This is a genomic window from Brevibacillus sp. JNUCC-41, assembly GCF_014844095.1.
Taxonomy (GTDB): domain Bacteria; phylum Bacillota; class Bacilli; order Bacillales; family DSM-1321; genus Peribacillus; species Peribacillus aracenensis.
On the sequence record NZ_CP062163.1, the window covers coordinates 3,922,943 to 3,948,317 of the forward strand.

25 protein-coding genes and 1 pseudogene are annotated in these 25,375 nt (G+C 40.0%); 25 read left to right on the forward strand and 1 reads right to left on the reverse strand.

Annotation, left to right across the window (positions count from 1 at the left end):
* The first annotated feature begins 79 nt into the window (after positions 1-79).
* The 16 genes and pseudogenes from JNUCC41_RS19165 (at position 80) to JNUCC41_RS19230 (ending at position 17,020) form a co-directional block, all read left to right on the forward strand.
* Positions 80-1,066, forward strand: coding sequence for an MBL fold metallo-hydrolase (locus tag JNUCC41_RS19165; protein WP_192204365.1), 987 nt, complete (start codon positions 80-82; stop codon positions 1,064-1,066).
* 149 nt (positions 1,067-1,215) lie between these two features.
* A complete protein-coding gene (locus JNUCC41_RS19170; protein ID WP_192204366.1) occupies positions 1,216-2,154 on the forward strand; it encodes a Phenylacetic acid catabolic protein in 939 nt (312 codons plus the stop codon).
* The gene (locus tag JNUCC41_RS19175) at positions 2,155-2,481 is read left to right on the forward strand and encodes a metal-sulfur cluster assembly factor (RefSeq protein ID WP_192204367.1); all 327 of its coding nucleotides are present in this window, start codon (positions 2,155-2,157) and stop codon (positions 2,479-2,481) included.
* On the forward strand, positions 2,478-2,708 hold the full coding sequence (locus tag JNUCC41_RS19180) for a hypothetical protein (RefSeq protein WP_076368864.1): 231 nt from the start codon (positions 2,478-2,480) through the stop codon (positions 2,706-2,708). Before JNUCC41_RS19175 ends, JNUCC41_RS19180 begins: the two co-directional genes overlap by 4 nt.
* Before the next feature lies 1 nt (position 2,709).
* On the forward strand, positions 2,710-3,360 hold the full coding sequence (locus tag JNUCC41_RS19185; RefSeq protein ID WP_192204368.1) for a Phenylacetic acid catabolic protein: 651 nt from the start codon (positions 2,710-2,712) through the stop codon (positions 3,358-3,360).
* A complete protein-coding gene (locus JNUCC41_RS27470) occupies positions 3,350-3,544 on the forward strand; it encodes a PaaD-like zinc ribbon domain-containing protein (protein WP_427562410.1) in 195 nt (64 codons plus the stop codon). Before JNUCC41_RS19185 ends, JNUCC41_RS27470 begins: the two co-directional genes overlap by 11 nt.
* Positions 3,545-3,900: 356 nt before the next feature.
* Positions 3,901-4,974, forward strand: a complete 1,074-nt coding sequence (locus JNUCC41_RS27385) for an AMP-binding protein (protein WP_353618273.1) — start codon at positions 3,901-3,903, stop codon at positions 4,972-4,974.
* 10 nt (positions 4,975-4,984) lie between these two features.
* Positions 4,985-5,500, forward strand: a complete 516-nt coding sequence (locus tag JNUCC41_RS27390) for an AMP-binding enzyme (RefSeq protein ID WP_353618274.1) — start codon at positions 4,985-4,987, stop codon at positions 5,498-5,500.
* 113 nt (positions 5,501-5,613) lie between these two features.
* Positions 5,614-7,401 (forward strand): annotated as a pseudogene (locus JNUCC41_RS19195) (adenine deaminase C-terminal domain-containing protein).
* Between the two features lie 687 nt (positions 7,402-8,088).
* Positions 8,089-9,687, forward strand: a complete 1,599-nt coding sequence (locus tag JNUCC41_RS19200; protein WP_228467373.1) for a long-chain-fatty-acid--CoA ligase — start codon at positions 8,089-8,091, stop codon at positions 9,685-9,687.
* A gap of 86 nt (positions 9,688-9,773) precedes the next feature.
* Positions 9,774-11,051, forward strand: a complete 1,278-nt coding sequence (locus JNUCC41_RS19205) for an MFS transporter (protein ID WP_192204369.1) — start codon at positions 9,774-9,776, stop codon at positions 11,049-11,051.
* A 93-nt stretch (positions 11,052-11,144) separates the two neighbouring features.
* Positions 11,145-12,317: a thiolase family protein gene (locus JNUCC41_RS19210; protein WP_192208231.1), complete on the forward strand. Its 1,173-nt coding sequence runs from the start codon at positions 11,145-11,147 to the stop codon at positions 12,315-12,317.
* A gap of 137 nt (positions 12,318-12,454) precedes the next feature.
* Positions 12,455-13,603, forward strand: coding sequence for an acyl-CoA dehydrogenase family protein (locus tag JNUCC41_RS19215; RefSeq protein ID WP_192204370.1), 1,149 nt, complete (start codon positions 12,455-12,457; stop codon positions 13,601-13,603).
* Positions 13,604-13,672: 69 nt separating this feature from the next.
* Positions 13,673-14,857 (forward strand): thiolase family protein, encoded by a 1,185-nt coding sequence (locus tag JNUCC41_RS19220; RefSeq protein WP_192204371.1) that lies wholly within the window; start codon positions 13,673-13,675, stop codon positions 14,855-14,857.
* An 86-nt stretch (positions 14,858-14,943) separates the two neighbouring features.
* Positions 14,944-15,348, forward strand: a complete 405-nt coding sequence (locus tag JNUCC41_RS19225; protein WP_192204372.1) for a PaaI family thioesterase — start codon at positions 14,944-14,946, stop codon at positions 15,346-15,348.
* Between the two features lie 73 nt (positions 15,349-15,421).
* Positions 15,422-17,020 carry a long-chain-fatty-acid--CoA ligase gene (locus JNUCC41_RS19230; RefSeq protein WP_192204373.1) on the forward strand — a complete coding sequence of 533 codons (1,599 nt, stop codon included), beginning with the start codon at positions 15,422-15,424 and terminating at the stop codon, positions 17,018-17,020.
* Between the two features lie 107 nt (positions 17,021-17,127).
* Here the strand turns inward: JNUCC41_RS19230 and JNUCC41_RS19235 are convergent, their stop codons facing one another.
* Positions 17,128-17,880, reverse strand: coding sequence for a hypothetical protein (locus tag JNUCC41_RS19235; RefSeq protein WP_192204374.1), 753 nt, complete (start codon positions 17,878-17,880; stop codon positions 17,128-17,130).
* A gap of 503 nt (positions 17,881-18,383) precedes the next feature.
* On the opposite strand from JNUCC41_RS19235, the gene JNUCC41_RS19240 reads away from it, so the two are divergent.
* The 9 genes from JNUCC41_RS19240 (at position 18,384) to JNUCC41_RS27145 (ending at position 25,336) form a co-directional block, all read left to right on the forward strand.
* Positions 18,384-19,496, forward strand: coding sequence for an ABC transporter substrate-binding protein (locus tag JNUCC41_RS19240; protein WP_192204375.1), 1,113 nt, complete (start codon positions 18,384-18,386; stop codon positions 19,494-19,496).
* Entirely contained in the window at positions 19,486-20,319 is an 834-nt protein-coding gene (locus tag JNUCC41_RS19245) for an alkaline phosphatase family protein (protein WP_192204376.1), read from the forward strand. The genes JNUCC41_RS19240 and JNUCC41_RS19245 overlap by 11 nt, the downstream gene beginning before the upstream one ends.
* A gap of 115 nt (positions 20,320-20,434) precedes the next feature.
* The gene (locus JNUCC41_RS19250; RefSeq protein ID WP_192204377.1) at positions 20,435-21,289 is read left to right on the forward strand and encodes an ABC transporter permease; all 855 of its coding nucleotides are present in this window, start codon (positions 20,435-20,437) and stop codon (positions 21,287-21,289) included.
* Positions 21,286-22,158: an ABC transporter permease gene (locus tag JNUCC41_RS19255; RefSeq protein ID WP_192204378.1), complete on the forward strand. Its 873-nt coding sequence runs from the start codon at positions 21,286-21,288 to the stop codon at positions 22,156-22,158. The genes JNUCC41_RS19250 and JNUCC41_RS19255 overlap by 4 nt, the downstream gene beginning before the upstream one ends.
* Positions 22,158-23,171, forward strand: a complete 1,014-nt coding sequence (locus tag JNUCC41_RS19260; RefSeq protein WP_192204379.1) for an ABC transporter ATP-binding protein — start codon at positions 22,158-22,160, stop codon at positions 23,169-23,171. The genes JNUCC41_RS19255 and JNUCC41_RS19260 overlap by 1 nt, the downstream gene beginning before the upstream one ends.
* Before the next feature lie 27 nt (positions 23,172-23,198).
* Complete coding sequence (locus JNUCC41_RS19265) at positions 23,199-23,981, forward strand: DeoR/GlpR family DNA-binding transcription regulator (protein ID WP_192204380.1); 783 nt, start codon at positions 23,199-23,201, stop codon at positions 23,979-23,981.
* A 125-nt stretch (positions 23,982-24,106) separates the two neighbouring features.
* Entirely contained in the window at positions 24,107-24,979 is an 873-nt protein-coding gene (locus JNUCC41_RS19270) for a Cof-type HAD-IIB family hydrolase (RefSeq protein WP_192204381.1), read from the forward strand.
* 29 nt (positions 24,980-25,008) lie between these two features.
* Positions 25,009-25,131: an SMR family transporter gene (locus tag JNUCC41_RS27140; RefSeq protein ID WP_286182154.1), complete on the forward strand. Its 123-nt coding sequence runs from the start codon at positions 25,009-25,011 to the stop codon at positions 25,129-25,131.
* A 31-nt stretch (positions 25,132-25,162) separates the two neighbouring features.
* Complete coding sequence (locus JNUCC41_RS27145; RefSeq protein WP_286182423.1) at positions 25,163-25,336, forward strand: DMT family transporter; 174 nt, start codon at positions 25,163-25,165, stop codon at positions 25,334-25,336.
* The last annotated feature ends 39 nt before the right edge of the window (positions 25,337-25,375 follow it).

Sequence of the window (25,375 nt, forward strand, 5' to 3'; positions counted from 1 at the left end):
GAGTGAACAGTCGTAACAGGAGATAGAAAGGAAGCGTTGCTTGCCTTTCAACACAATTGGAAACCAGTTTTAGGGAGTGATGATCATTACTGAGCCATCTGGGAACTATCAACAAATAACGGATTATTTGATTCGCATAGGCATACCTGTTCCATTCCCCATGAAGCATGTTTATTGTTATTTATTTCGAATGAAAGAAGAAATCGTACTGGTGGATGTTGGGTTTCCAACAGAAATCGCCAAGAAGTATTGGGAAGAAGTCCTTGAAGAGTTGTGCATGAAACCAACAGATATATCAAAGATTATCCTGACCCATTTTCACCCTGATCATACTGGTTTAATCAGCTGGATGCAGCAAAGAACCGGTGCTCGCGTTTATATGAGTGATGCGGAAGCCCAGATGATTAAAACTGTCTTTGGAGGGAATACAAAACAGGCTGAAGCAATATACGAATTATTTGGTAAACATTCCGTACCTGAGCCTTTGTTGACTAAAGTGAGAGAAAACGTATTGTTTTTCTCGAATAAAGTGAGTCCACTTCCTGAGATTGAAAGTTTTCAAGAAACCTATATAGATAGTCCTGGAGGAAGATGGAGCGCCAAAACATATGGCGGTCATGCGGAGGGACATCTATGTTTTTATCAAGAGACCCAAAAAATCATGTTAATAGGCGATGTAGTATTGAATAAGATCACTCCGAATATTAGTCTTTGGCCAAATTCCGATCAAAACCCTCTAAAAAGTTACTTTTCTACTTTGCATCAACTTGTTGATCAGGATGTGAGCATTGCATATCCTGCACATGGAACACCAATAGTGAACCTTGCCCAGCGGGCTAAGGAAATCATTGAACATCATCATGAACGTATAGCGACCATTTTAACCATTCTGGAATCAAAAAAAGACGCGTATAAGATTACGGAAAAGCTTTTTCAACATAAGAAGCTCACTGATCATCAATGGCGATTCGCCATTGCGGAAACGTTAGCACATCTGGAATATTTAGTTGCAGAAAACAGAATACAAAAAATTTCAAATGGCGGAATGTTTCGCTACGAATTATAACAAATAAAGCGAGTTGCACTTTTGTGCATCTCGTTTTATTTGTTTTCTGAAAAATCTGATAAAGTGTTGACTAACCAGATAAAGTAAATTATTATATTACTTATATAAGACGGTGGTTTAAAAAACATAATATGATAGGAGAGAGACAGATGACAGGGTTTACAAATGATTTGATGGGCAAGATCCAAGCTGGGTTTGTGGTCGAGAGACTGGAAGATATGGATGAAAACTATAAAAAGGCATTGAAACAAACTTTGATGATAGTTGCGGATACAGAATTATTAAGTGTTCCGCCACTTCTGACTGTTTATAAAGATGCCCCCAATTTAAACTACAAAATCACGGCACTAGCTGTGATGCAGGATGAAATCGGCCATGCGCATATTGCGTACAGATTATTAAAGGATTTGGGAGAAAACGTACAATTCATGTTATATGAGCGATCACCAAATAGATGGAAGAATCCATATGCTTTTGATTTTAAATTAGATAACTGGGTTGAACTGGGAGTATTCAACGGATTATTTGATCGAGCCGGCTACACCTTATTGGGAGATGCGCACCAACATACTTCATACGGACCTTGGAAACGGGCATTGGTCAAGGTTGATAAGGAGGAACTATTCCATTTAAGAAACGGGGAAATCATAATGAAGGCAGCCATGAAAGATCCTGAAACGGCTAAGCAGGTTCAAGACGCGATTGATTGGATGTTCATCATGTCCCTTGAATTCTTCGGGGTAGCAGATAACTTGAAAAGCAGGTCAGCCCAGCTGGATTATAAATTGAAAGGAAAGACTAATGATGAATTGAGGCAGAAATGGATGTCCACGGCCGTTCCTTTCTGTGAATCCCTCGGACTTAATCTACCTGCTCATTATAATGAAGGGACTGGAAGGTATGAATTGAAAGTTCCTTTTCCATGTAAATTCGATGTGGAAAACAAGCGGTGGAAATATGATGAACCCGATACGTGGGATAATGTCATCAACCGTTTTAAGCAGCGTGGTCCACAAAATCAGGAGTTCGTTAACCGGATTCAAAAAGGATATCAGTTACTTGAGGCATATCGAAAAGAGGCGATTTAGATGGGTGGAACGTTATATAAGGATCCGGTATTAATCCATGCGTTACAAGAAGTTTCTGATCCTGAATTTCCTATAAGCATTGTGGATATGGGCTTGATTTATGGGGTAGAAAAGCAAGAGAATACAGCGTATGTAACGATGACATATACTTCAACGGGATGCGGGTGCATGCAGTGGATCGAAAGTGATATTAAAAAAAGGCTTCTTCAAGAAGAAAGTGTTCATGCAGTGGAAATAAAGGTGGTTTGGAGTCCAGCTTGGACGGTCGACCAAATGAGTGAAGCAGGCAGGCAGATATTAAAGTCCTGGGGGGTCAGTTCAAAATGAGTGATAATAAGGTCCAAAACTTTGAATATGATGTTTTTTCAAGAATCAATCGTGGTGATGACTTAATGCATATTGGAACAGTTGAAGCAGATAATGATGAGTTGGCACGTGTTTATGCCCGTTATGTTTACGATGAAGAAAAATGGGTGGAAATGTTTATAGTCAAACGGGAAAACATGATTTGCATAAGAGAAGCAGAACCATTTTTTAAGAAAAGGGTGATTTAATATGGTGAATTCAACAAATGGCAACACTGAATTGATTACCTTGATAGAGACGATTGCTGATAATAAATTCATTTTAGGAGATCGTCTTGTTGAGGTCGGTGTCAGTGGTCCAGACTTAGAAGGGACCCTTGCCGCTATTGCAATGGCTCAATCGGAGCTAGGTCATGCCCGCCTTCTCTATAATTGGGGAACGAATTTGCAGAGCGGAAAAGGCAGCAAAAAGGAAGTGAAGGAACAAACGGGTAAAGCGTTTGACAGCATCGTTCAAATCGGGGAGTGGATACAACTGATTGCAGGCCTCTATTCTATGAATACGGCATTCAATACATTGATAACCGCTTTGACCAGTCACCAAAAAGAAAGTGAAATCGAACTGCAATTCAATAAATTGGCAAGAGAACAGGTAGAGCATATTCTGTACTCGAAAAACTGGGCACTCAAGTTACTGAATGATGGAGGCTCAATTCCTGCCCGTTTCGGGAGAGCATTTAAACTTTGTGAACAAGAAGTAATTACTTGGTTGAAACAAGTGGAAAACAATAGTGTGCTAATTGAAAACGAGATCCTTCCTGTAAATAGTAATTTAGTAAACTCCTATAAGGAAGCTTTAATTCCGCGTTTAAGGGAAGAGGAGATAATAAATGCCCGTTGAAAAGGAAAATCCGGCATGTCCATTTTGTGATGGCAAAAATGTTGAATTATATTCATCCTTCGGTACTGCACAGCTCGTTAGGCAATACTATTGCCTAAACTGTAAAACGGTTTTTGAAAGTATACGATGGAAAGGTTCTATCTCCACTGATCGACCTCATGAGCCAACTGATCTGAATGGGTAGTCACTACTTGTTAAAAGCCTTACCAGTGCAATATGAATCTGTGAATGTTTAAAATATTGGGGGAGATATCAGAAGAAAAGTTTCATAGCCTGATGAAATTGCTTTACCCTTGATTGGAGGTTTGACTGATTTGAAAGCGGTTACTGAATGAAAAAGAGCATTGTCGGGAAGGGGATTTGCTCAAATTAGTTCGTATAGCGTTTCCGAATGAATAGCCTTTTTCCACAAAGGGGATTTTGAAAATGGAAGGATAGGGAGTTTATCCGGCTTGTATGGCAGCCGTCCTTCTTTATGGAATAAAGGAGACGGTGGAGTGACGTGTCTAAAACCAGTAGCTTTTTGAGGAGGGTAAATGTGTGATAAAAACCGAATGTAAAATTAGAGGATTGGGTGCGATGTACAATGCTTCCTATAATTTCTTCCAAAAAAACATTGAGGCAGGCAGAGGGGATAAAACCGCTATTTATTATGAAAATCAATCTTATACCTATCAAGAAATCAATACGCTTGGTAATCAATTTGGTGCGGCATTAAAAGAACTGGGCATGGAGATGGAGCAGCGCGTCCTGCTTTTATTACATGATTCTCCGGAATTCATTATCAGTTTCTTCGGTGCAATAAAGGTTGGGGCAATCCCGATTCCAACCAATACGCTTTTGCCCATAAAGGATTATGAGTATCTTTTGAATAATAGCCGTTCCAAAGTGTTGGTTACTACTTGTGAACAATGGGAGAAATTAAAGCTTGTTAAAAATAGATTGCTTTTCTTGAGGCATGTCATCTTGGTTGATGGGGTTGATCTGAACCTGAAGGAAGAAAACGAACATTCTTTCCAGACTCTTACTCGCAGACAAAATAAAGAACTGCCGCCATGTTTTAGCAACATTAATGACCAAGCGTTCTGGCTCTATACATCAGGAAGCACAGGTGAGCCAAAAGGGGTTATACACCTTCAAACCGATATGGAAGAAGCTTTTAAAAATTACGCCAGGAACATTTTGCAAATCACCGAAAATGACATTACTTTTTCGGCTTCGAAGCTTTTTTTTGCTTATGGTTTGGGAAACGCGATGTATTTTCCTTTTGGAGCCGGGGCCGCCACTGTTTTAATGCCGGACCGACCGACTGCAGAAAAGGTGTTCGAGACGATAGAGAAGTATCGTCCAACGATTTTTTTTGGTGTCCCGACTCTGTATGGATCGATGCTCAATTACCTTGAGAAGACGAAGGAAACCTATGATCTTTCTTCAGTTAGACTTTGCGTATCAGCAGGAGAGGCACTGCCGGCTTCTTATATCGAACAATGGAAGAAAGTTTTCGGATTGGATATTATAGACGGAATTGGTTCGACCGAATCACTTCATATATACCTTTCCAATCAAGTAGATGATATGGCAAGGAAGCACAGGAAAAATCGTCCCCGGTTATGAAGCTAAAATAGTGGATGAACAAGGTCATGAAGCTCAGGTGAATGAAGTGGGAGACCTTTTAATTAAGGGAGAAAGCATTGCAGCCTCTTATTGGAATCTTAATGAAGAAAACAAAAAGAAGTTTATTGGTAATTGGCTGGTGACAGGAGATAAATACTTCAAGGATGAAGATGGCTTTTATTGGTACGCGGGCCGCAATGATGACATGATGAAGGTAAATGGAATTTGGGTATCGCCAATAGAAATAGAAAACGCACTCTTATCACATCCTGATATACTGGAAACGGCTGTTGTTGCAGTAAAGGATGAAAATGGTTTAGTAAAGCCAAAAGCCTTTATCGTATTAAAATCTAATGCGGAATCAGGTGAAGGAGTAAAAGCGGAATTAAAAGGGTTTGTCAAAAAAGTGTTAGCACCGTATAAATATCCCCGTGACATTGAATTCGTGAACGAGTTACCAAAGACTTCGACAGGAAAGATACAAAGATTTAAATTAAGAGAGTCAGAGATCAAATCACAATCGTAAACAAGAAGGAGGATTCAATTCCTTGAATGCGTACTCAAAATGATTGTCTACAATAAGGGGACTCATCCAGCATCAAGGTTCAATTGTCATTTGAATGATGGGAGGCGAGAAAAGTGAATCCAAGAGCATACCGGCATGAATTGATCGAAGTGGCACAAGGAAAACGACCCGCTGATATTTTCATTAAAGGCGGAACGGTTATTAATGTATATTCTGGTGAATTTCTTCAGCATAATATTGCGTTGTATAAAGATTGCATCGCATATGTAGGGGAAAATGAAGTGAAGATAGATGAAAACACCAATGTAATAAACGCAAATGGTATGTATGTATCTCCAGGATTCATCGAAACTCATGCACATCCGTGGGTTATATACAACCCTATAAGTATCACCGCAAAAGTATTGCCACTGGGGACTACGACTACAGTGAATGATAATCTATTTTTTTATTTGCACTTAGGTCACTTGGGCTTTAAAAAGCTTCTAGGCGAGTTGAGGAAACTGCCAGGAAACTTTTTTTGGTTAATAAGATTAGTTTCACAGGCTGGATATCCAGGTGAAAGGGACTGGTTCAACAAAGAGGATATAATGGACCTTCTTTCGATTGAAGAAGTACTTGGAACGGCAGAAGTGACTCGTTGGCCTTTACTATACAAAGGGGATCCGGTTTTACTCGATATTATAGATGCGGCTAAAAAAATGGGGAAAGTGGCAGATGGGCATAATGCGGGGTGCTCTTTTGAAAAATTAAATTCGATTGCAGCTTCGGGTATAAGTGCCTGTCATGAAGCGATAACGGCGGAAGAGGCCCTGGATCGTTTACGGTTGGGTTTATGGACAGTCCTAAGAAACAGTTCGCTTCGTCCGGACTTGTCAAAAATAATAAAGCTGATTACAGATGGACAGGTAAGTACGGGCAGGATTTTGATGACTACGGATGGTCCGCATCCATCATTTATTGAAAAAGAAGGATTCGTAGATGGACTTGTAAGGCAGGCTGTGGAACATGGAGTCCCGGTTATGGAAGCTATTCAGATGGTCACCATCAATGCGGCTACATACCTTAAACAGGATGATTATATTGGCGGATTGGCTCCTGGTAAAAAAGCGGATATATTATTGTTGCCAGATTTGGAGCAGTTTCGTCCCGACTTAGTGATCTCAAACGGGAGAATTGTTGCAGAAAATGGAGAATTGACGATCTAGATGCCAGATTTGGATTGGGATAAGCATTTAAGTGAAAATACATTTTCCTTTTCAAGAGAAATTCTGGGAAATCTTGATTTGTATCTATATCCACACACCTCTTCTAATGATTCAGTCCCTGTTATTCATTTTGTCAGTAATGTAATAACCGAACGGAAAAATTTGTTTCTCCCAGCCAAGAATGGGTATGTCGATCTTTCGGCCCAAGAGGGTCTAATGTATGCAGCTCTAATCGATAGAAAGGGGGAGTGGGTGACAAAAGGTATTTTAGAAAGGTTTGCGTTGAATTTAGACGGGATGGCCTCGACCTTTAATACAACGACAGACTTGCTCACCATCGGAAGAAATCCAGAGGCGATGGCAAAAGCAGCTTCCAGAGTTCATGAACTGGGAGGAGGAATCGTAATTGTCGATGGCAATGAAATAATACTTGAAATTCCATTACAGCTTACCGGAATGATGACTTCTGATCCTTCATTTGATAAGGCAGTTGAATTTAATGACAAATTATTAAAGGTGCTCCAAGCGAGAGGCTTTCCTTTTCACGACATTTTGTATACTTTATTATTCTTAACTTGCGACTTTCTTCCTGGGCTGCGTTTAAATCCCTTTGGGCTATTTGATGTGAAATCCGATAGAATCTTATTTCCTTCCACATCCATGGCGGGCTTTTTAAACAAAATGAACGCCTAGTTTTGGCTCGAGGGCTGCCGTATCACCACAGGATCTGGGGAAACGGTGGCCTGATTTTTGTTAATGGGGCTAATCAAAAAATCCCTGGGAACTGCAAAACTGCAAATCGGTCCTGAATTTTTCGAGTGTTTTTATACTTTATTAATGAGACTAAAAAGTGACTGATTGTATATATGATCTTTACTGGATGGTCTGAACGATTGAACCAGTTATGGATGATTATTGGATACAGAGGTGGCCCAATCAGTCCATGAATGCGCAAAAGCTAAAATCCAGGAATGGAACTTGATCAAAAGATTTTCTATATCATTCACTAGTAAGCCACTTTTCAATACATGTTGCAATAGCCCATCCGTTGCTGGATGGGCTATTCAAATTTATAAAACCAATGGATAAAATCAAAATGACGATTTGTGAGTAGGTATAATCTATAATATGGTGAAAAACTAGTTTCATAATCGCTAGAAAACCAATTAGAGTTTTTAAAAAAATTCAAAAATGAATTATTGGCATTTCGATGAATCCTCTCTAGAAAGGCATTATAACTGAATAAAATTCATTTATGAATTGACGGGTCTTACTACTAAGCGATATTACACAAAAATGGGACTTGGCATGCAAGTTGCATAATAAGTATAAATCTAACATGCACGATATGAAATTCGTTTATGTGCGGAGGGATAACTGGTGCGAAAAACAATAAATAAACCATGGGAGCAATGGTATGTTGAAAGAATGAAATCTATGGAGCTGCCGGAAATATCGGTCTATTCACTGCTTGATATAACAGCAAGGAAGTTTCCGCATCATACAGCCATCATTTATGAAGACCATTCAATAAATTATAAGGATCTAAAAATGCAAGTAGACAAACTTGCGGGGAAATGGAGAGAAATGGGCTTTGTCAAAGGGAAACGCATTGGTCTGATGATGGCCAACCACCCAAATTTCATAATCAGTTATTACGCTGCACAGGCACTGGGTCTGATAGTTGTACAGATTAATCCCCTGTATAAACCGCGGGAACTTTTGCAAATTTTAATAGACTCGGATACCAAGAATATTGTATTTGACCAAACGGCCGCAAATACAATCCAAGAAACGAAAGAGATATATGAATTTGATGTTTGCATCGATACGGAAAATGATCAAAATAGCTCCTGTTCCCTTCAAACGATGATTCAAACCGGAGATGCCATTAAGAAGCCCGAAATGATAAGCCCGTATGAAGATACAGCAGTCATCCAATATACTGGCGGCACGACTGGGAAGATGAAGGGTGTCATGCTTACCCACCATAATTTAACCTCCAATGTCGTGCAGAGTTTTGAAATGTATGGGGATTCCCTGAAACGCGGTGAAGAAATCGTTTTGGCAGCTACGCCTCTTTACCATGTTTATGCCATGACAAGTGCGATGAATCTAGGTATCTATATTGGGGCTGCCATCCTTTTATTTCCTAAATTCGAACTTCAAGATGTACTTGCAAAAATAAAAAAGTACCGTCCGACATTCTTTCCAGGAGTTCCAAAGATGTATAATGCCTTCGTCAATCATCCTGGAATTGAAAACTATGGACTGAATTGTTTAAAAAGTTGTTCTTGTGGATCGGCACCACTGCCGGTTGAAGTAATCAAGCGATTTGAGGAGCTGACCGGTGCCAAAATCGGAGAGGGTTTCGGTTTGTCGGAAGCTTCTCCTTCCACTCATCGCAATCCGCCATTCGGAAAAAGGAAAATAGGAAGCATTGGCATCCCTTTTCCAGGGACGGACTGTATGATCATTGACGATGAAAACAATGAAGTGCCTAACTCATGCGTCGGGGAGTTGCTTATTAAAGGCCCGCAAATCATGAAGGGTTATTGGAATAACGAAGCCGAAACCAAAAAGGCCTTACAGAATGACTGGCTATATACTGGCGATCTTGCGGTCATGGATGATGAAGGATATTTCTATATAGTCGGCAGGAAAAAAGAAATGATCATCGTCGGCGGATTCAATATTTATCCGCAGGAGGTAGAAGGTGTTCTATATGAACATCCGGCAATAAAAGAGGCAGCTGTGGTGGGCATCCCCCATAAAGAAAAAGGAGAAATTGTGAAAGCATTCATCGTACCTAAAGAAAGCGCTTCCGTGGATCTTGAAGAAATAGAAGGATATTGTTATTCCCAATTGACTCCTTATAAAGTACCAAAAGTATTTGAATTGAGAAAAGAACTTCCGCGGAATACAGTGGGTAAACTATTAAAAAGATTGTTAGTTAAAGAAGAATTAGAAAAGGATTGAAAGAGGGGGATGTGGTTTCATTTATGAGGCTTAAGTTGGATGGTAGATCAGTATGTGAACAAAAATGAAGCAGAGGAGGGAATTATATGCGTTGGGTTGTTCTCATTCTATTATTTTTTGGGGCCGTCATCAATTTTGCAGATAAATCGATCGTGGGTCTCGCAGCTGTGCCCATCATGAAGGAATTCAATCTTACCTATGCGGAGTGGGGCCTTGTTGGAAGCAGTTATTATTGGCTCTACCCAGTAACAGGGATTTTTGGGGCAGCATGGGCTGATCGGCTGGGGGCTAAAAAAGTGCTTGGGTTCATCATGCTGACATGGACTGTTTTGCAATTCGGCGTTTTAGCCATCACCGCTCTTCCATTATTGATTCTATACAGGATTTTACTGGGCGCATTCGAAGGGCCTTATAGCCCAATCGCTTACTCTCATGCCGATAAGTGGTTTCCGCCGAAATTGAAAGGCTTTGCCAATTCGGTAGTGGTTGGCGGAGGAACCGTTGGTGCAATGATCGTGGCACCGATCCTCGTTTCTTTAATTACGATATTCGGCTGGAAAGCTGCCTTTGCCGCCCTTGGTGGAGCAAGCCTTGTTTGGTTCTTCCTCTTTCAATTTTTAACAAAGGAAAATCCAGTTGAAGTATATGAAAACGTACAAAAGAAAAAGAAAGTGAAACTAGAAAAAATTAAATTGAAAGACTTTTTGTTGCTACTCGCATCACCTACTGCTTTGTTTACTACACTTGCATATTTTTCCACGTATATTTTAGTTGTTTGGTTTTCTGTTTGGCTCCCGATTTATTTAGTGGAAGCCGTAAAAATGACTCCAGGTCAAATGGGAACCAGCGTTGCGATAATCGGAGTCGTTTCCGTATGTATTTATATGGGGGTTTCGATGATGTCTGATCATTTATTCAAGAAGAATCAGAATTGGCGGTCATCGAGGGTATTTATCGTCGCGGGCGCCATGATTCTTGGTGCATTGTTCTTTTCCTCAATCATGGTATTTCAAAATCCAATCTGGGTAATAGTCGCCATGTGTTTAGCAAAGGGCCTTACATATGCAATTTTACCGATTGGACCAACGATCATGATAAATGAAATGCAAGAGCGTGGGGGATTGATGACAAGCATCTTAACATCATCAGGAAATATAGCAGGCATTATTGCACCTCTATTAACTGGCTATATTATAAGTTTAGCAGGAGGCAATGAATTATTGGGATATAACTTATCGATATTGTTCATGGCCATCCTTGTCCTGGCTTTTGGCATCCTGTTTGCGATATTCGTTAAACCAGCCAAATTAAAAGGGAAGCATAAAAATAAAAGTTCGGAAAACTTTGACCTTAAGTCCTCATAGGCAAGGTCGAACCTGCTTACATTCAATGAAACTAGTGAAATGAAGGAATGCCTTCAAATGGGTGTGAAAAAAGGAAAAGGAGCGGATGGGAAAATGAATAGAGATGCCGTCATAGTTTCTGCAGTTCGAACAGCCATTGGTAAACAGGGAGGTGCCCTTGCATCGGTGCCCGCCCACGCATTTGGAGCAGAAGTGATGAAAGAAGCCATAAAACGAGCGAATGTTGAACCTCGAATGATAGATGATGTAATCATGGGGAATGTGTTAAGCGGGGGTGGAAACATTGCCAGGTTAACGGCGCTGGAAACAGGCCTCTCGCTTCATCTTCCGGGACTGACTGTCGACCGTCAATGCGGCTCGGGAATAAATGCTGTCAACTTGGCTGCACAAGCGATCCGTGCAGGCGAAGGTGATGTCTATATCGCCGGTGGGGTCGAGAGCATGAGCAGGGCGCCATACTTGATGGATCGTCCGGAAAAAGCATACAGTGCAAAGCCACCGCAGTTCAGAAAATCCCGGTTGTCCCCAAAAGTGATTGGCGATCCCCCGATGGGAATCACGGCTGAAAACTTAGCTGAAAAATATGAGGTCAGCAGGGAAGAACAAGATGAATTCGCACTACAAAGCCAAAAAAGGATGGCCAAAGCCGTGGAAGAGGGCCGTTTCAATGAGCAAATTGCGCCTATTCACATTCCCGTCAGAAAAGGCGATGATATTGAATTTAAATTGGATGAACATCCACGTCCGCAAATAACGAAAGAAGGGCTAGCCCAATTATCACCTGCTTTTTTAGAAGGAGGTTCCGTGACTGCAGGCAATAGTTCGGGATTGAATGATGCAGCATCGGCCCTAGTCATAATGTCGAGGGAAAAAGCGGTGGAATTGGGGATTAAGCCTTTAGCGACGATAAGGGCACAGGCCGTTGCAGGGGTAGATCCAAATTATATGGGGATAGGACCTGTTCCCGCTATAAGAAAGGTAATGAAGAAATCAGGTCTTTCTTTAAATGAAATGGACATCATTGAAATTAATGAAGCCTTCGCCGCTCAAGTCATTGCTTGTAATAGGGAGCTTGATATGAATCCCGCAAGAGTGAATGTGAACGGGGGAGCCATTGCACATGGACATCCACTAGGTGCTACGGGTGCCATCCTCATTACGAAAGCGGTTTATGAATTGAAGCGTTCTGCTGGAAGGTTTGCTCTTATTACAGCTTGCATTGGAGGCGGGCAGGGAATTGCCACGATAATTGAACGTGAAGCCTGATTTTGTAAGAATGAGGACTTCAATTTACCAGAATACAATGAATTCCATTGAATGATTAGATGATAACAACCCTATATGCCCTATGAAGAAAACTTAAAAATGGCTACTCATGAACAGAACTAAGGAGGAATAAACTGATGACAATCACTTTAACCAAGGAAATGCAGCAAATGAAGGAAATGATCCGTAATTTTGTTGAAAGGGAAGTCGAGCCCTACGCCATACAAATTGAAGAAGAAGATGCCATCCCGGAGCATTTGGTGGAAAAAGCAAAAGACCTTGGCTTATTCGGGATAAGCATTCCAGAACAATATGGTGGAATTGGCTTGAATGCTGTTGGAAAGGCTACCGTATTAGAGCAGTTAGGAAGGACCCATAATGGATTCGTTTCATTAATAAGCGCCCATACCGGGATAGGCAGTACAGGTCTGGTTAAGCTTGCATCCGAACATTTGAAAAATAAATATTTGCCTGAAATGGCAGCAGGCACGAAAATTGGCGCCTTTGCTTTATCTGAACCAGGAGCGGGATCTGATGCAACCAATTTGGCAACAACTGCAGAAAAGAAGGGTGATTACTGGGTGATGAATGGGACGAAACATTTCATCACGAATGGGCCGATAGCTGATGTTTATACCGTATTTGCTTTAACGGATAAAGATAAAGGAGCAAAGGGAGGGATTACAGCATTTTTAGTAGAAAGAGATTTTCCCGGTTTAATTGTCGGCAAAAAGGACAAAAAAATGGGGTTAAGGGGATCATATACCTCACAGGTCATTTTCGAGGATTGTATCATACCTGAAGAAAATGTTATTGGCGAAGTTGGAATGGGATATATCTCTGCCCTGAAAATTTTAGGTGAAGGGCGTGTAGGTTTGGCTGCAAGATCAGTGGGATCAAGTGGTAAATTGATTGAATTATCAGCCAAATATGCAAAAGAGCGCATTCAATTCGGCAAACCAATTGCGGACAACCAAGCGATTCAATGGATGCTTGCTGATATGGCAACCGAAACGGAAGCCGCAAGAGCATTGACGATGATGGCGGCACAAAAGATTGATGAAGGAAAAAAAGTGATCAAGGAAGCATCAATGGCTAAGCTGTTCGCTTCAGACGTTTTTAATCGGGTCGCGGATAAAGCGGTTCAAATTCATGGCGGAATGGGATATATGGCTGAATATCCAGTTGAACGCTTTTATCGGGATGCCCGCATAACGAAGATCTATGAAGGAACGAATGAAATCCAACGTTTAATCATAGCAAGGAATGTCTTGGAAGAGTGTTAATTTCTTACTGTTTATTCGGGCAGGCAGTCTTTTGCCTATGAATCTTGAATTTCAAGGGGGAGGAACGGAATGGGAGAAGATATCGTAATCGTTAGTGCTGTTCGAACACCGATTGGAAGGTACGGTGGAGCATTTAAAGAGATTAGTTCCGGTCATTTGGCGAGCATAGCCATTAAAGAAGCGATTAAGCGTGCGAATATTGTAGCAGAACAAGTGGATGAAGTCATTTTCGGGGAGGTTAGGCAAACGACCGAATCCTCGAATGTCGCGAGAGTGGCAGCGCTGCGCTCAGGGATTCCCGATTCTGCACCGGCTTTTTCGGTAAACCGGTTATGTGCATCGGGAATGCAGGCCATCACCTCAGCAGCACAGCAGATAAGCTCAGGTCAAGCAAATATAGTCGTTGCCGGCGGTACGGAAAGCATGAGCCGCGCACCGCTTTATTTAAGAAGTGCCCGTTTTGGCGGAGACAGGACCAAGTTAGTGGATTCCAATACTGAAGCTGGACAGCAGCCGCAAGAAATTTATGGAAAAAATTTAGGGATGGGAATCACCGCTGAAAATGTCGCAGAACGATACAGCATTTCCAGGGAAGAACAAGATGCCTTTTCAGTGGAAAGTCAACGAAGAGCGGCGCAAGCGATAGAAGAAGGAAAGTTTAAAGATGAGATTGTTCCTGTTCAGGTCTCTGACAGGAAGAGTGCGGTTACCATTGATACGGATGAATATCCACGTCCGGAAACCACAATGGAAAAACTTGCAAGTTTAAAACCGGCCTTCAGGGAAAACGGAACCGTCACTGCAGGGAATGCATGTGGCCGTAATGACGGGGCTGCTGCATTGGTATTAATGAAAGCGAGTGAAGCGAAACGGTTACAAATACAACCACTCGCAAAGATTGTCGATTGGGCGACCGCGGGAGTTTCGCCTGAAATCATGGGAATTGGTCCAGTACCAGCCGTCGGAAAACTTATGGAGCGCACCGGGAAAAAGGTAGAGGAAATCGGGCTTTTCGAATTAAATGAAGCGTTCGCTTCACAGGCATTGGCAGTAATCAGGGATTTATCGCTAGATGAAAACAAAGTTAATGTAAATGGCGGAGCGATAGCTCTTGGACACCCAGTCGGATCGACGGGCGCCCGGATCGTGACAACGCTAATATATGAACTGATTCGCAGGAAAGAAAGATATGGTGTTGCTACACTTTGTGTTGGCGGCGGACAGGGAATGGCTATTATGATTGAAACGGTATAGGCCAACGATTAAGGAGTGGAAACCCCATACGTTTCTGCTCCTTTCCGTATATAAGTTGAATCGCGCCAAAGTGAGGGGGAGGAAGATTGCCTGTCGAAGTGGAAGATATTCGGAATCAATTCGAAAGTAGTGCATTCTTTGCACATATAGGTTTTGAAATCATTCGGTTTGAAGAGGGGAATGTTACGATAAAGTTGAACATAGAAGAACATTTGCTTAATGTTAATGGAACACTGCACGGGGGCATTCATGCCACCATGCTGGATACCATTCTAGGAATGGTGACTCGTTCCGTTACCAAATCCAAAGTCGTTACGACAAGCTTAACTGTACATTATTTAGCCAGCATATCGAGCGGAGAACTATTTGCGGAAGCAAAAGTCCTTCAAAAAGGATACAAAATTGCCTTTACTGAAGGAGAAATAAAAGATACTGAGGGCAACACAATTGCTAAGGGCACAGGGATTTTTAAAATCATTCGTGATAAATGAGGCAAGGATGATCAAGTTGGCTGACAAATGACTATGCTCCATTTTAATTGTAAAGAATGAGGTGTGAAAAAAATTGACTAGAAATTGGCATGGATTTTATCCGAAAGAAACTCCTGCTGAAATTGACATTCCTGTATTGTCATTATATGGACTACTTGAACGTTCAGCCCGACTTTATCCAACTTGCAAAGCCATAATAGATGGGGATCGGGAAATGACATTTATGGAATTAAAGGATGCCTCAGATCGTTTTGCTGTTAATTTATACAACCGTGGATTTCAAAAAGATGATCGTATAGCAATCATGCTGCCAAATTGTCTAGAATATATCATTGCCTATTATGCCATTCATCGTTTGGGAGGTGTGGTCGTTCAAGTGAACCCACTGTATCAGGGGAGTGAATTGGATTATATACTACGCGATTCCGAAGCCAATTGGTTCATTGGGCGTGAGGAACAACGGGAAAAACTATTGCTAACAAGTTTTTCTGATAGGTTAACGTTCATATTTGCCGAACAATTAATGGAAACTGGAACGGCCTTATCAAGGAAAGAAAAGGAACTTCCTCCTCTGGCCATCGATCCCAAGGAAGCTGTGGCTGTACTTCAATATACAGGGGGGACTACAGGGAAATCAAAAGGAGTCATGCTCACGCATTTTAATTTGATCTCGAATGTTTATCAAGACTTTGCCTTTACGGCAAATGCCCTTCAACTCCAAAGGCCTGGGGAACGGATGCTTGGATTGACCCCATTATTCCATGTGTTTGGTAATGGACGATTGAATAGTGCCATATATGCCGGTTCGACTTTTATCACATTAGAGAAATTTGAAATAAACAAGGTTGTGGATTTGATTCGTACACATCGGCCAACCATTTTTCCAGGTGTACCGACCATGTATATTGCTTTACTGAATCACCCGGATTTAACGGCGGACGATTTAAGCTGTTTTAAGTACTGCAGCTGTGGTTCAGCCCCGCTCCCGATAGAAATCATTCATCAGTTCGAAAAAAAATTACGGGTCACGATATTGGAAGGGTTTGGCATGTCGGAAACATCCCCCACTACCCATCGAAATCCAGTCATAGGGCAGAAAAAGCCAGGAAGTATCGGCATTCCATACCCAAATACCGACGCTAAAATCGTCGACCTGAAAACAGGCAATGATGAATTGCCAGCAGGTGAAAGAGGCGAACTGATCATTAAAGGTCCGCAAGTAATGAAGGGATATTGGAAGAATTCAGAGGAAACGGCAACGGCTTTGCGGGATGGATGGCTTTACACGGGGGATATCGCGACGATGGATGAAGAAGGATATTTTTATATCGTAGGCAGGAAGAAAGATATGATCATTGCAAGCGGTTATAATGTCTATCCAATCGAAGTTGAAGATATTATTTATCAGCATCCAGCCGTAAAAGAGACATGTGTATATGGGGTACCGGATTCATACCGTGGGGAAACGGTAAAAGCGGCCATTGTCTTAAAAAAAGGAAAGTCAGTCCCGGAGCAGGAAATCAGGGAGTTTTGCGTGCAACGATTGGCCAGATACAAAGTGCCGCGAAGTTTTGAGTTCAGGGAACAACTGCCAAAATCAGCTATAGGGAAAATATTGCGCAGAATATTAATGGAGGAAGTAACACAGAGCCCTACTGTCGGGGATAGATGAGCATTTCTTATCGTTAGGGAACTCATATGAAACCCTAAATAAGTGAAACCTTTTTTCGAGGTTCCCCTTATTTAGGGTTTTCCATCTTATCTTTATAAACTATAAAACTACCTTCCTTTTAGGGGAATATCAAATGAAGTCCCCTCCACCAATATTTCATGAGACTCACCATCGGCTATATCATCGGTACTGAATGTAAATGAATCGAGCCTTTCGAAGTTTTCCTCGGGATCAACCAAAAGACCAATTGTGCCATTTCTTATTTCTCCTGGTTGGTAATCTGATCGGCTTACTTTTTTTGTCCCCATAAAAGTATCCCCGGAATGGATGAAATTTTTAGTAGGCACATCATATGTAAGATCATCATTGAAAGTAACATTTTCCATGCTGAAGAACTGAAGTTCCTTCGAATCTTTATTTTCCACGGAATAAGTTATCTCTAGATAGGAAACCTCTTCATCAATATCCGTTTTAGACAACGCAGCCCGTTGATCGATTTCCTCCATGGATAAATCCTCTTTATAATATATCGAATAAGCCTCTTCAAAACTCAATCCCGTATAGGACTTGAGCTCCTCCTTTGCTTCATCTGAGAGTGAAGACAATTGAATCCTTCGTATATCCTTGATTGTGATGACCATTGATGCCAATTCAAATGACTCATTAATGGACTTCGTTTCAAGCAATGTGAAGGTTCCCCAATTTTTTTGGCGGACCTTATCGCCGACTTGTTCTAGGTGGATCCCGCCATAATCCTGCACCTCAGGAATTTTGGACTCCTTGGCTTCCGCATTTTTTCCTTTTTCCGTTTTATCGCTCCCGAAATAATTGAAGGCAATTACACTTAATAAAATAAGCAATAATCCAGCAATTGCTGAAATGATCCACCGTTTACGGATACTACATCACTCCTTGTCTTAAACCATAGATGTCATAGACTATAATATACCATTTTTTCGCAAATGGCGGGATTGGGTAAACTGAAGAAAGTAAAAGGCATGAGCCCGGTAGATTTCCGGGTACCCTCAAGGCTGTTTATTTAAATAAAGCGTTTAACTTTTACAATAGGCAATCAATTTGTTTAAACGGTTAGGTCTCATACCTCATTGAGTAAAAGACAAGCAAAAAAGCTTGCCATCGATACGATGCAAAATGTCAACCTATCAAATCCCGCGAATCTATTAAAAAGCTACCCTTTTCAATTGTATGAACATAAAAGCTGATGATGAATTGGACAACTAAAGAACCGATTTACAAATTCTTAACATTGGATTAATGTGGGATTTATATTAAATGATTATGATTGAACCGTAACAAACAGTAATAAACATTAATAATTCCACACTAATTGGAGGCACTTTTTATGAATTACACATTCAAGAAGAATTGTTACAAGTCTATTCAAGTTGTGATGTTAGGAGTGAGTGTACTAGGATTAGCTGCTTGTGGATCTACTAAAGAGGAGGCTGCTCCAGTAGTTAAGGATCCAAGTTCGTTAACCCTGAAGGAAATTGAAACAAAGGCCAAAGAAGAGGGGACAATTAATAGTGTGGGAATGCCTGATTCATGGGCTAACTGGGGAGAAACGTGGAATGAAGTGATGAAAAAATATACATTGGAACACAATGATACAGATTTATCCAGTGCCGAAGAGATTGCCAAAATGGAATCGGAAGGAGAGAATGCAACAGCTGATATCGGCGATGTAGGGGTATCTTTTGGGCCCATCGCGGAACAAAAAGATTTGACGATGCCATATAAAACTTCCTATTGGGACGAGGTACCTGACTGGGCAAAAGATGACAATGGAGATTGGGTTGTTGGATACCAAGGAACGATTGCATTCTTAACTAATAAAGAACTAGTAGATAACCCGCCAAAATCATGGGATGACATATTAAAAGGAGATTATAAAGTAACAGTTGGAGATGTTCAGCGTGGTACGCAGAACCAAATGGCCGTTCTTGCTGCCGCTAAGGCTTACGGTGGTGATGAAACAAATCTCCAACCAGGAATTGACTATTTTGCTAAGCTTGCCAAGCAAGGCCGCCTTAGCTTAACTGATGCCAAGCCGGCTAACATCGAAAAAGGGGAAGTGGAAGTTGCCCTTGTTTGGGATTTCAATGCTCTTGGTTACGCTGACCAAATTAACCGCGATCAATTTGATGTCGCCATTCCAAGTGAAGGTTCAGTCGTAAGCGGCTACGCAACTATTATTAACAAAAATGCAAAGCATCCGCATGCGGCGATGGCAACTAGAGAATATATCTTAAGCGATGAAGGGCAAATTAACTTAGCTAAAGGATTTGCCCGTCCAATTCGCGATGTAAAACTACCGAAAGAAGTAGCTGAAAAAATGGTTCCAGAAGAACAATACAAAAATGCAAAACCAATTGAAGATTACAAAGCTTGGGAAGAAACGGCTAAAAAATTACCGCAGCTTTGGCAAGAAGAGGTGTTAGTCCATGTCAAATAAAGTAATAGAAATTATTGTTGATGGTATGAGATATGATAAAGCATGTGAGGCTCTTGGATTTATTCAACATCTAGTTGAAACAAATCAGGCAGCACTTTACAAAGTAAAGTCGGAACTCCCAAGTCTTTCCCGTCCATTATATGAAGTGTTACTAACGGGTACACCGGCATCAGTGAACGGAATTACGTCTAATCAAGCCGTTCGCTTATCTTCTGAGAAAAGTCTCTTTCATCTTACGAAAGAAAACGGCTTAAGAAACGGAACGGTATCTTATTACTGGGTAAGCGAACTTTATAATCGCGCGCCATTCCATTTTATTGAAGATCGTGAGCAAGAGGATGAGTCAAAGCCGATTCAATATGGAAAATTTTATTGGGATGATGACTATCCAGACAGTCATGTGTTAATGGATGCAGAAGCTTTGCGCAGAAAGTATGACCCACACTTTTTATATATTCATCCGCTCGGTGTAGATGTAAAAGGAGAAATTTTCGGTTCCGAATCGAAAGAATATCGTGAACAAATCTTAAAAATGGGAAGCTTGTTGGCACAACTTTTGCCAATTTGGATCAAAGAAGGTTACCACATTTTAATTACATCTGATCATGGTATGAGTGAATATGGCAACCATGGCGGCATAACTGATGGTGAGCGTGATGTACCGCTCTTTATCATGAGTCCAAAAGTGGAGCCTGGCGTTTACAGTGAAGTAGTTCCGCAATTAGCTATTGCACCGCTCGTTTGTGAACTTTTAAATATTGAGCCGTCCAATAAAATGATTTCATATCAATTTCCAGGTCTGAAAGGAAAAAATACCCTTTAAAAAGATACACTATTCAACATTAAAATGATGAATGAAGGTTGACGGGAATTGGTTTAACGAACGTACTGTTAAACCAATTCCCAAATTGTTAGAGAACAAAAAGGAGCGAGAAGTCTTGCGAAAAATAAAAAAACAAAAAATTTACTTATTAGCTCTTTTACTGCCATTTATTATATTTGTGATCGGATTTGAAATAGGACCATTAGTGGCAATGATTAAAAATAGTTTTTATGCAGACAATGGAATTCAAGTTACGATTGATCAATATATCACCATATTTAAAAGTAAATTTTACTTACAAGCCATTCAAAATAGCCTTGTCATTTCTTTATTTTCTGCTGTAACTTCTGTGATTATAGCAGTCATTGCAGCCTATTCGTTTACAAAGTTCTCACAAAAAATACAAAATCGTTTACTAATGATTGCCAATATGACGTCGAACTTTGAGGGGATTCCCCTTTCATTTTCATTTATTATTTTACTTGGAAACAATGGGTTGTTTACGTTGCTTTTTTCAAAAATTGGTGGGGATGTGTTTGCGGATTTTAATTTATATTCATGGACAGGCCTCATTCTTGTTTATATATATTTTCAAATTCCGCTTGCTATTATGCTCATCTACCCGTCTTATCAAGGAATTAAGAAACAATGGAAAGAAGCTTCTTCATTATTAGGAGGATCAACATTATCATTTTGGCTTCACATTGGGATTCCAGTTCTTTTACCTAGTATTGTAGGTACATTCAGTATATTGTTTGCTAATTCGATGGGAGCTTACGCTACAGCCTATGCATTAGTAGGCAGCAACTATAACTTATTGTCATTGCAAATTGCCTCACTAGTTGCAAGTGACGTTGCATTAAAGCCGCAGCTAGGTAGTGCGATGGGAGTACTTCTAGCAGCGACAATGATAGGGGCGATGTGGTTCAATGAACGAATGATGCGCCGCATTAGGAGGGATTTACGATGAAACCTTCATTGACTTTTCATAAGGTGATTGTTGGGTTACTAGTCATCTATTTATTAATTCCGCTTATAGGAACATTTTTATTCTCGATTGCCGGTAAATGGGATCATACCATTTTACCTGAGAGTTATACAATGAAATGGTATATTGAATTATTTCAAGATGAACGATTTTATGCTGCTTTTCGACGAACGCTGTTTTTAATTATCATGTCTGTAGGTTTTAGTGTTGTTATTATGCTGCCGACTATTTTTATCATCACGGTATATTTCAGTAAATGGGAAGGATTACTTCAAGCAGCAGCCATGCTTCCTTATGGAATTCCTCCCATTGTTGGAGCTGTAGGATTAATAAAGGTGTATTCAGATGGACCGATTCACATTGCCGGAACACCTTGGATTTTAATCGGTGCTTATTTCATAACGATTCTGCCATTTATGTATCAAGGTATACGTAGCAGTCTTCGTACGATTAATGCCGTGCAGCTTGTCGATGCAGCTGAATTACTCGGTGCCACAAAATTCCAGGCGTTTCGCACAGTGGTGTTTCCAAATATTATATCTGGTATTTTAGTGTCTACCTTATTATCAGTCGCTCTTTTATTTAGTGAGTTTGCTTTTGCCAATTTGCTTGTTGGGGGCCGATTTGAAACCATTCAAATTTATCTTGCCGACAAACTAAATAGCAGTGGTCACTTAACAAGTGCAATCGTCATTACTTATTATTCACTGATTTTACTTTTAACGGGGACTGTATTAAAACTTACGTTTAGAAACGAAAAAAATCGTGTCGTGTCAAATAAGAAGCGTATTCTTTCATTTATTAAAAAACAATACAGTAATAAAAATGCTGCTATAGAAGGTGAAAAATAATGGGCTATGTAACCATCGAACAAGTGACTAAGGGGTATGAAAATCAAGTCGTTCTAAATGACATTTCTTTAACATTAAAAAAAGGAGAATTTGCTACACTTCTTGGGCAAAGCGGATGCGGAAAAAGTACATTATTACGTTCCATTGCGGGGCTTGAAGGTGTTGATATAGGTAGAATCTTAATTGATGGAAAAGATATAACTAATTTATCACCGCGTCAGCGTGAAGTCGGTATGGTATTTCAGTCTTATGCGCTTTTCCCGAATATGAACGTTTTTGACAATATAGCGTACGGCCTTAAAATGAAAAAGGTAAAGAATGTTAAAGCAAGAGTGAAAAAGATGATTGTTATGGTTGATTTAATAGGAAAAGAAGATTCATATCCCCATCAGTTATCTGGCGGGCAACAGCAGAGGGTTGCTCTTGCCCGTGCGCTTGTCATGGAGCCAAAAGTACTGCTTTTGGATGAGCCGTTAAGCGCATTGGATGCTAAAATTAGAAAAAGTTTGCAAAAGGAATTAAAGAGAATACAGAAAGAATTAGATATTACAACAATTTTTGTTACTCATGATCAGGAAGAAGCAATGACCATGTCTGATCGGATTTTTGTCATGAATAAAGGAAAAGTTGTACAATCCGGTTCTCCATCAGAAATTTATACTTCTCCAGTCAATACATTTGTTGCAAAATTTATCGGAAATTATAATGTTTGTAATATGGAAGTTTTCCATAAACTTGTTCGCAGCACAGAATTAAAAGGAAATGAAGTCGCCATTCGTCCTGAAGTTTTACAATTAGTTTCTGTTGGTGAGGATAGCTTGGATTTACAAGAGAACTGGGGAATTAAAGGGTTTATTAAAGATGTTTCTATGACAGGGAATGTTTTAAGATATGAAGTAGAAACAGATGAGTCCGCGTTCCTTGTAGATTATCTTCACCACCGAGGGAAAATGTTTGAGCAAGGAGCACGCGTTCAAATTCTTGTATCGAAGAAAGAATGCATTATTTTATAAATTATTGATGAACACGGGGGTAGAAATATGTCTGTTTTGCCAGAAGAAAGAAAGAATGAAATTTTAAAAGAACTGAACAAAATGGGAAAAGTAAAAGTTATGGAATTAGTTGATCAATTTAATGTTTCAGAGGAAACGATTCGACGCGATTTGATGATGTTAGAGGAAAAAGGACTTTTAAAGAGGGTTTACGGTGGAGCGATTAAAACAGTTTTTGAATTTGAGGAGCCACCATTTACACAGCGTACAACGGTGAATCAAGAAGCGAAAATCAAGGTTGGGAAAAAAGCAGTAGAACTCGTTTCTAATGGAGATGTGATTGCCATTGATGTAGGGACAACCATGCTTGAATTTGCGCAGTCCATTGAAAATAAGAATGACATTACGATTTTAACCAATTCTCTTCCTGTATCGTCCGTGTTAACCGAATTGCTCAATCAAAATAAGTTTACTGGACAAATTCTATTACTGGGTGGACAAATTGATCCAAAGCATCAATCTATATGCGGCGGTCTCACTGAACAAATGTTAAATCAATTTAATATAGATAAAGCGTTCATTTCAGCTGGCGGTGTTTCCATTCAAAGTGGGGTTAGTAATTATCATTTACGTGAAACATTAGTTTCTCGCAAGATGGTCGAGGTATCAAAACAAGTTATATTGTTAACGGATTACTCTAAAATTGGTGTCGACACATTTTGTAAAGTTTGTCCTCTAGAAAAAGTCGATGTGATTGTCTGCGAGCAACCATTTCCAGAGGAATGGAGAAATCATTCAAAATTAGAGGAAGTCAATTGGATTCAAGCATAGCCCATAATAGGACATATCGAGATGGAAGAGGGAGTACTCACTTTTTTGATTGGATTTTTATTGATAGCTGGTATAAAGCTAGAAAGAGAATTTAATAGATAGAATGAGAAAAGGGGCTGTATAGCATGAGTTTCATTGCGATAGATTTAGACGGAACATTATTAAACGACCAGAATGAAATTAGTGAAGAAAATATAAAGGCGATTCAATATGCCCAAGATAGAGGCTTCGAAGTAGTTATTTCAACAGGACGGGCTTATTTTGACGTTCAAACAATTTGTGAAAAAGCCGGGATATCCCTATTTGTAATCGGGACAAATGGCGCAACCATTCATTCAAAAAGCGGAAAGTGCATTTCTTCTATTACAATAACTAAAGATCGTGTCGAATCTATTCTCCAATGGTTAGATGAACGGAATTATTATTACGAAGTGTTTACTGATAAAGCCATTTATACTCTTAAAAAGGAAAGAGAAGATTTCCATAATGAGATTAAAAGTTTGAAAAACGCAGATTTGAATACAGATATGAAAGAATTAGTTGAAGTAGCGGAGAGGCAATTTGACCAGTTTGGATATGTTTTAGTTGAAAACTATCATGATATCTTAAAACAGGAGGAAGAATTCTATAACATATTGGCATGTTCTTTTGATGAAAAAAAATTAGGGGAAGCATGGAACAAATTCAAACAGTTTGATGAGCTGATGGTTGTTTCATCTGCTGATCACAACATTGAAATTACTAGTAAAAGAGCTTCAAAAGGAATGGCTCTTGAAAAATTGGCTATATTGATGAATGGCTCCTTAGATCAAGCAATGGCAATCGGGGACAGCAACAATGATGTATCCATGTTCGAGAAAGTTGAATACAGCGTAGCGATGGGAAATGCGAAAGATGTCATAAAAGCTGTATGTACAACGACAACCCTTAAAAATGATGAGAATGGGGTAGCTTTTGCGATTTATCGATATATGGAGAACTTCGTGGTTCCAAAATAAGTGTCAACGCCGAAGGAGAGAGCGATAAAATGGCATGGATATATATCATAATGGCAGGACTTTTGGAAATCGTCTGGGTGATCGGTCTTAAATATTCACACGGATTCACCAAAATTATACCTAGTATGGTAACGGCAGATTATAATCTTTAGTTTCTTTTTACTTTCAAAAGCTTTACATTCCATACCCTTAGGAACTGGTTACTCCATGTTTACTGGATTGGGAACGGTGGGAACGGTAGTAACTGGAATGATTTTTTTGGGAGAGACCATTAATCCACTGAAAGTATTTTTTATGGCTTTAATGATATTAGGAATAATCGGAATAAAAATCAATCCAGCACAACCTAAACATTAAAGGAAGTGAAATGATTTATTCAAGGTTAGGGGATGATTC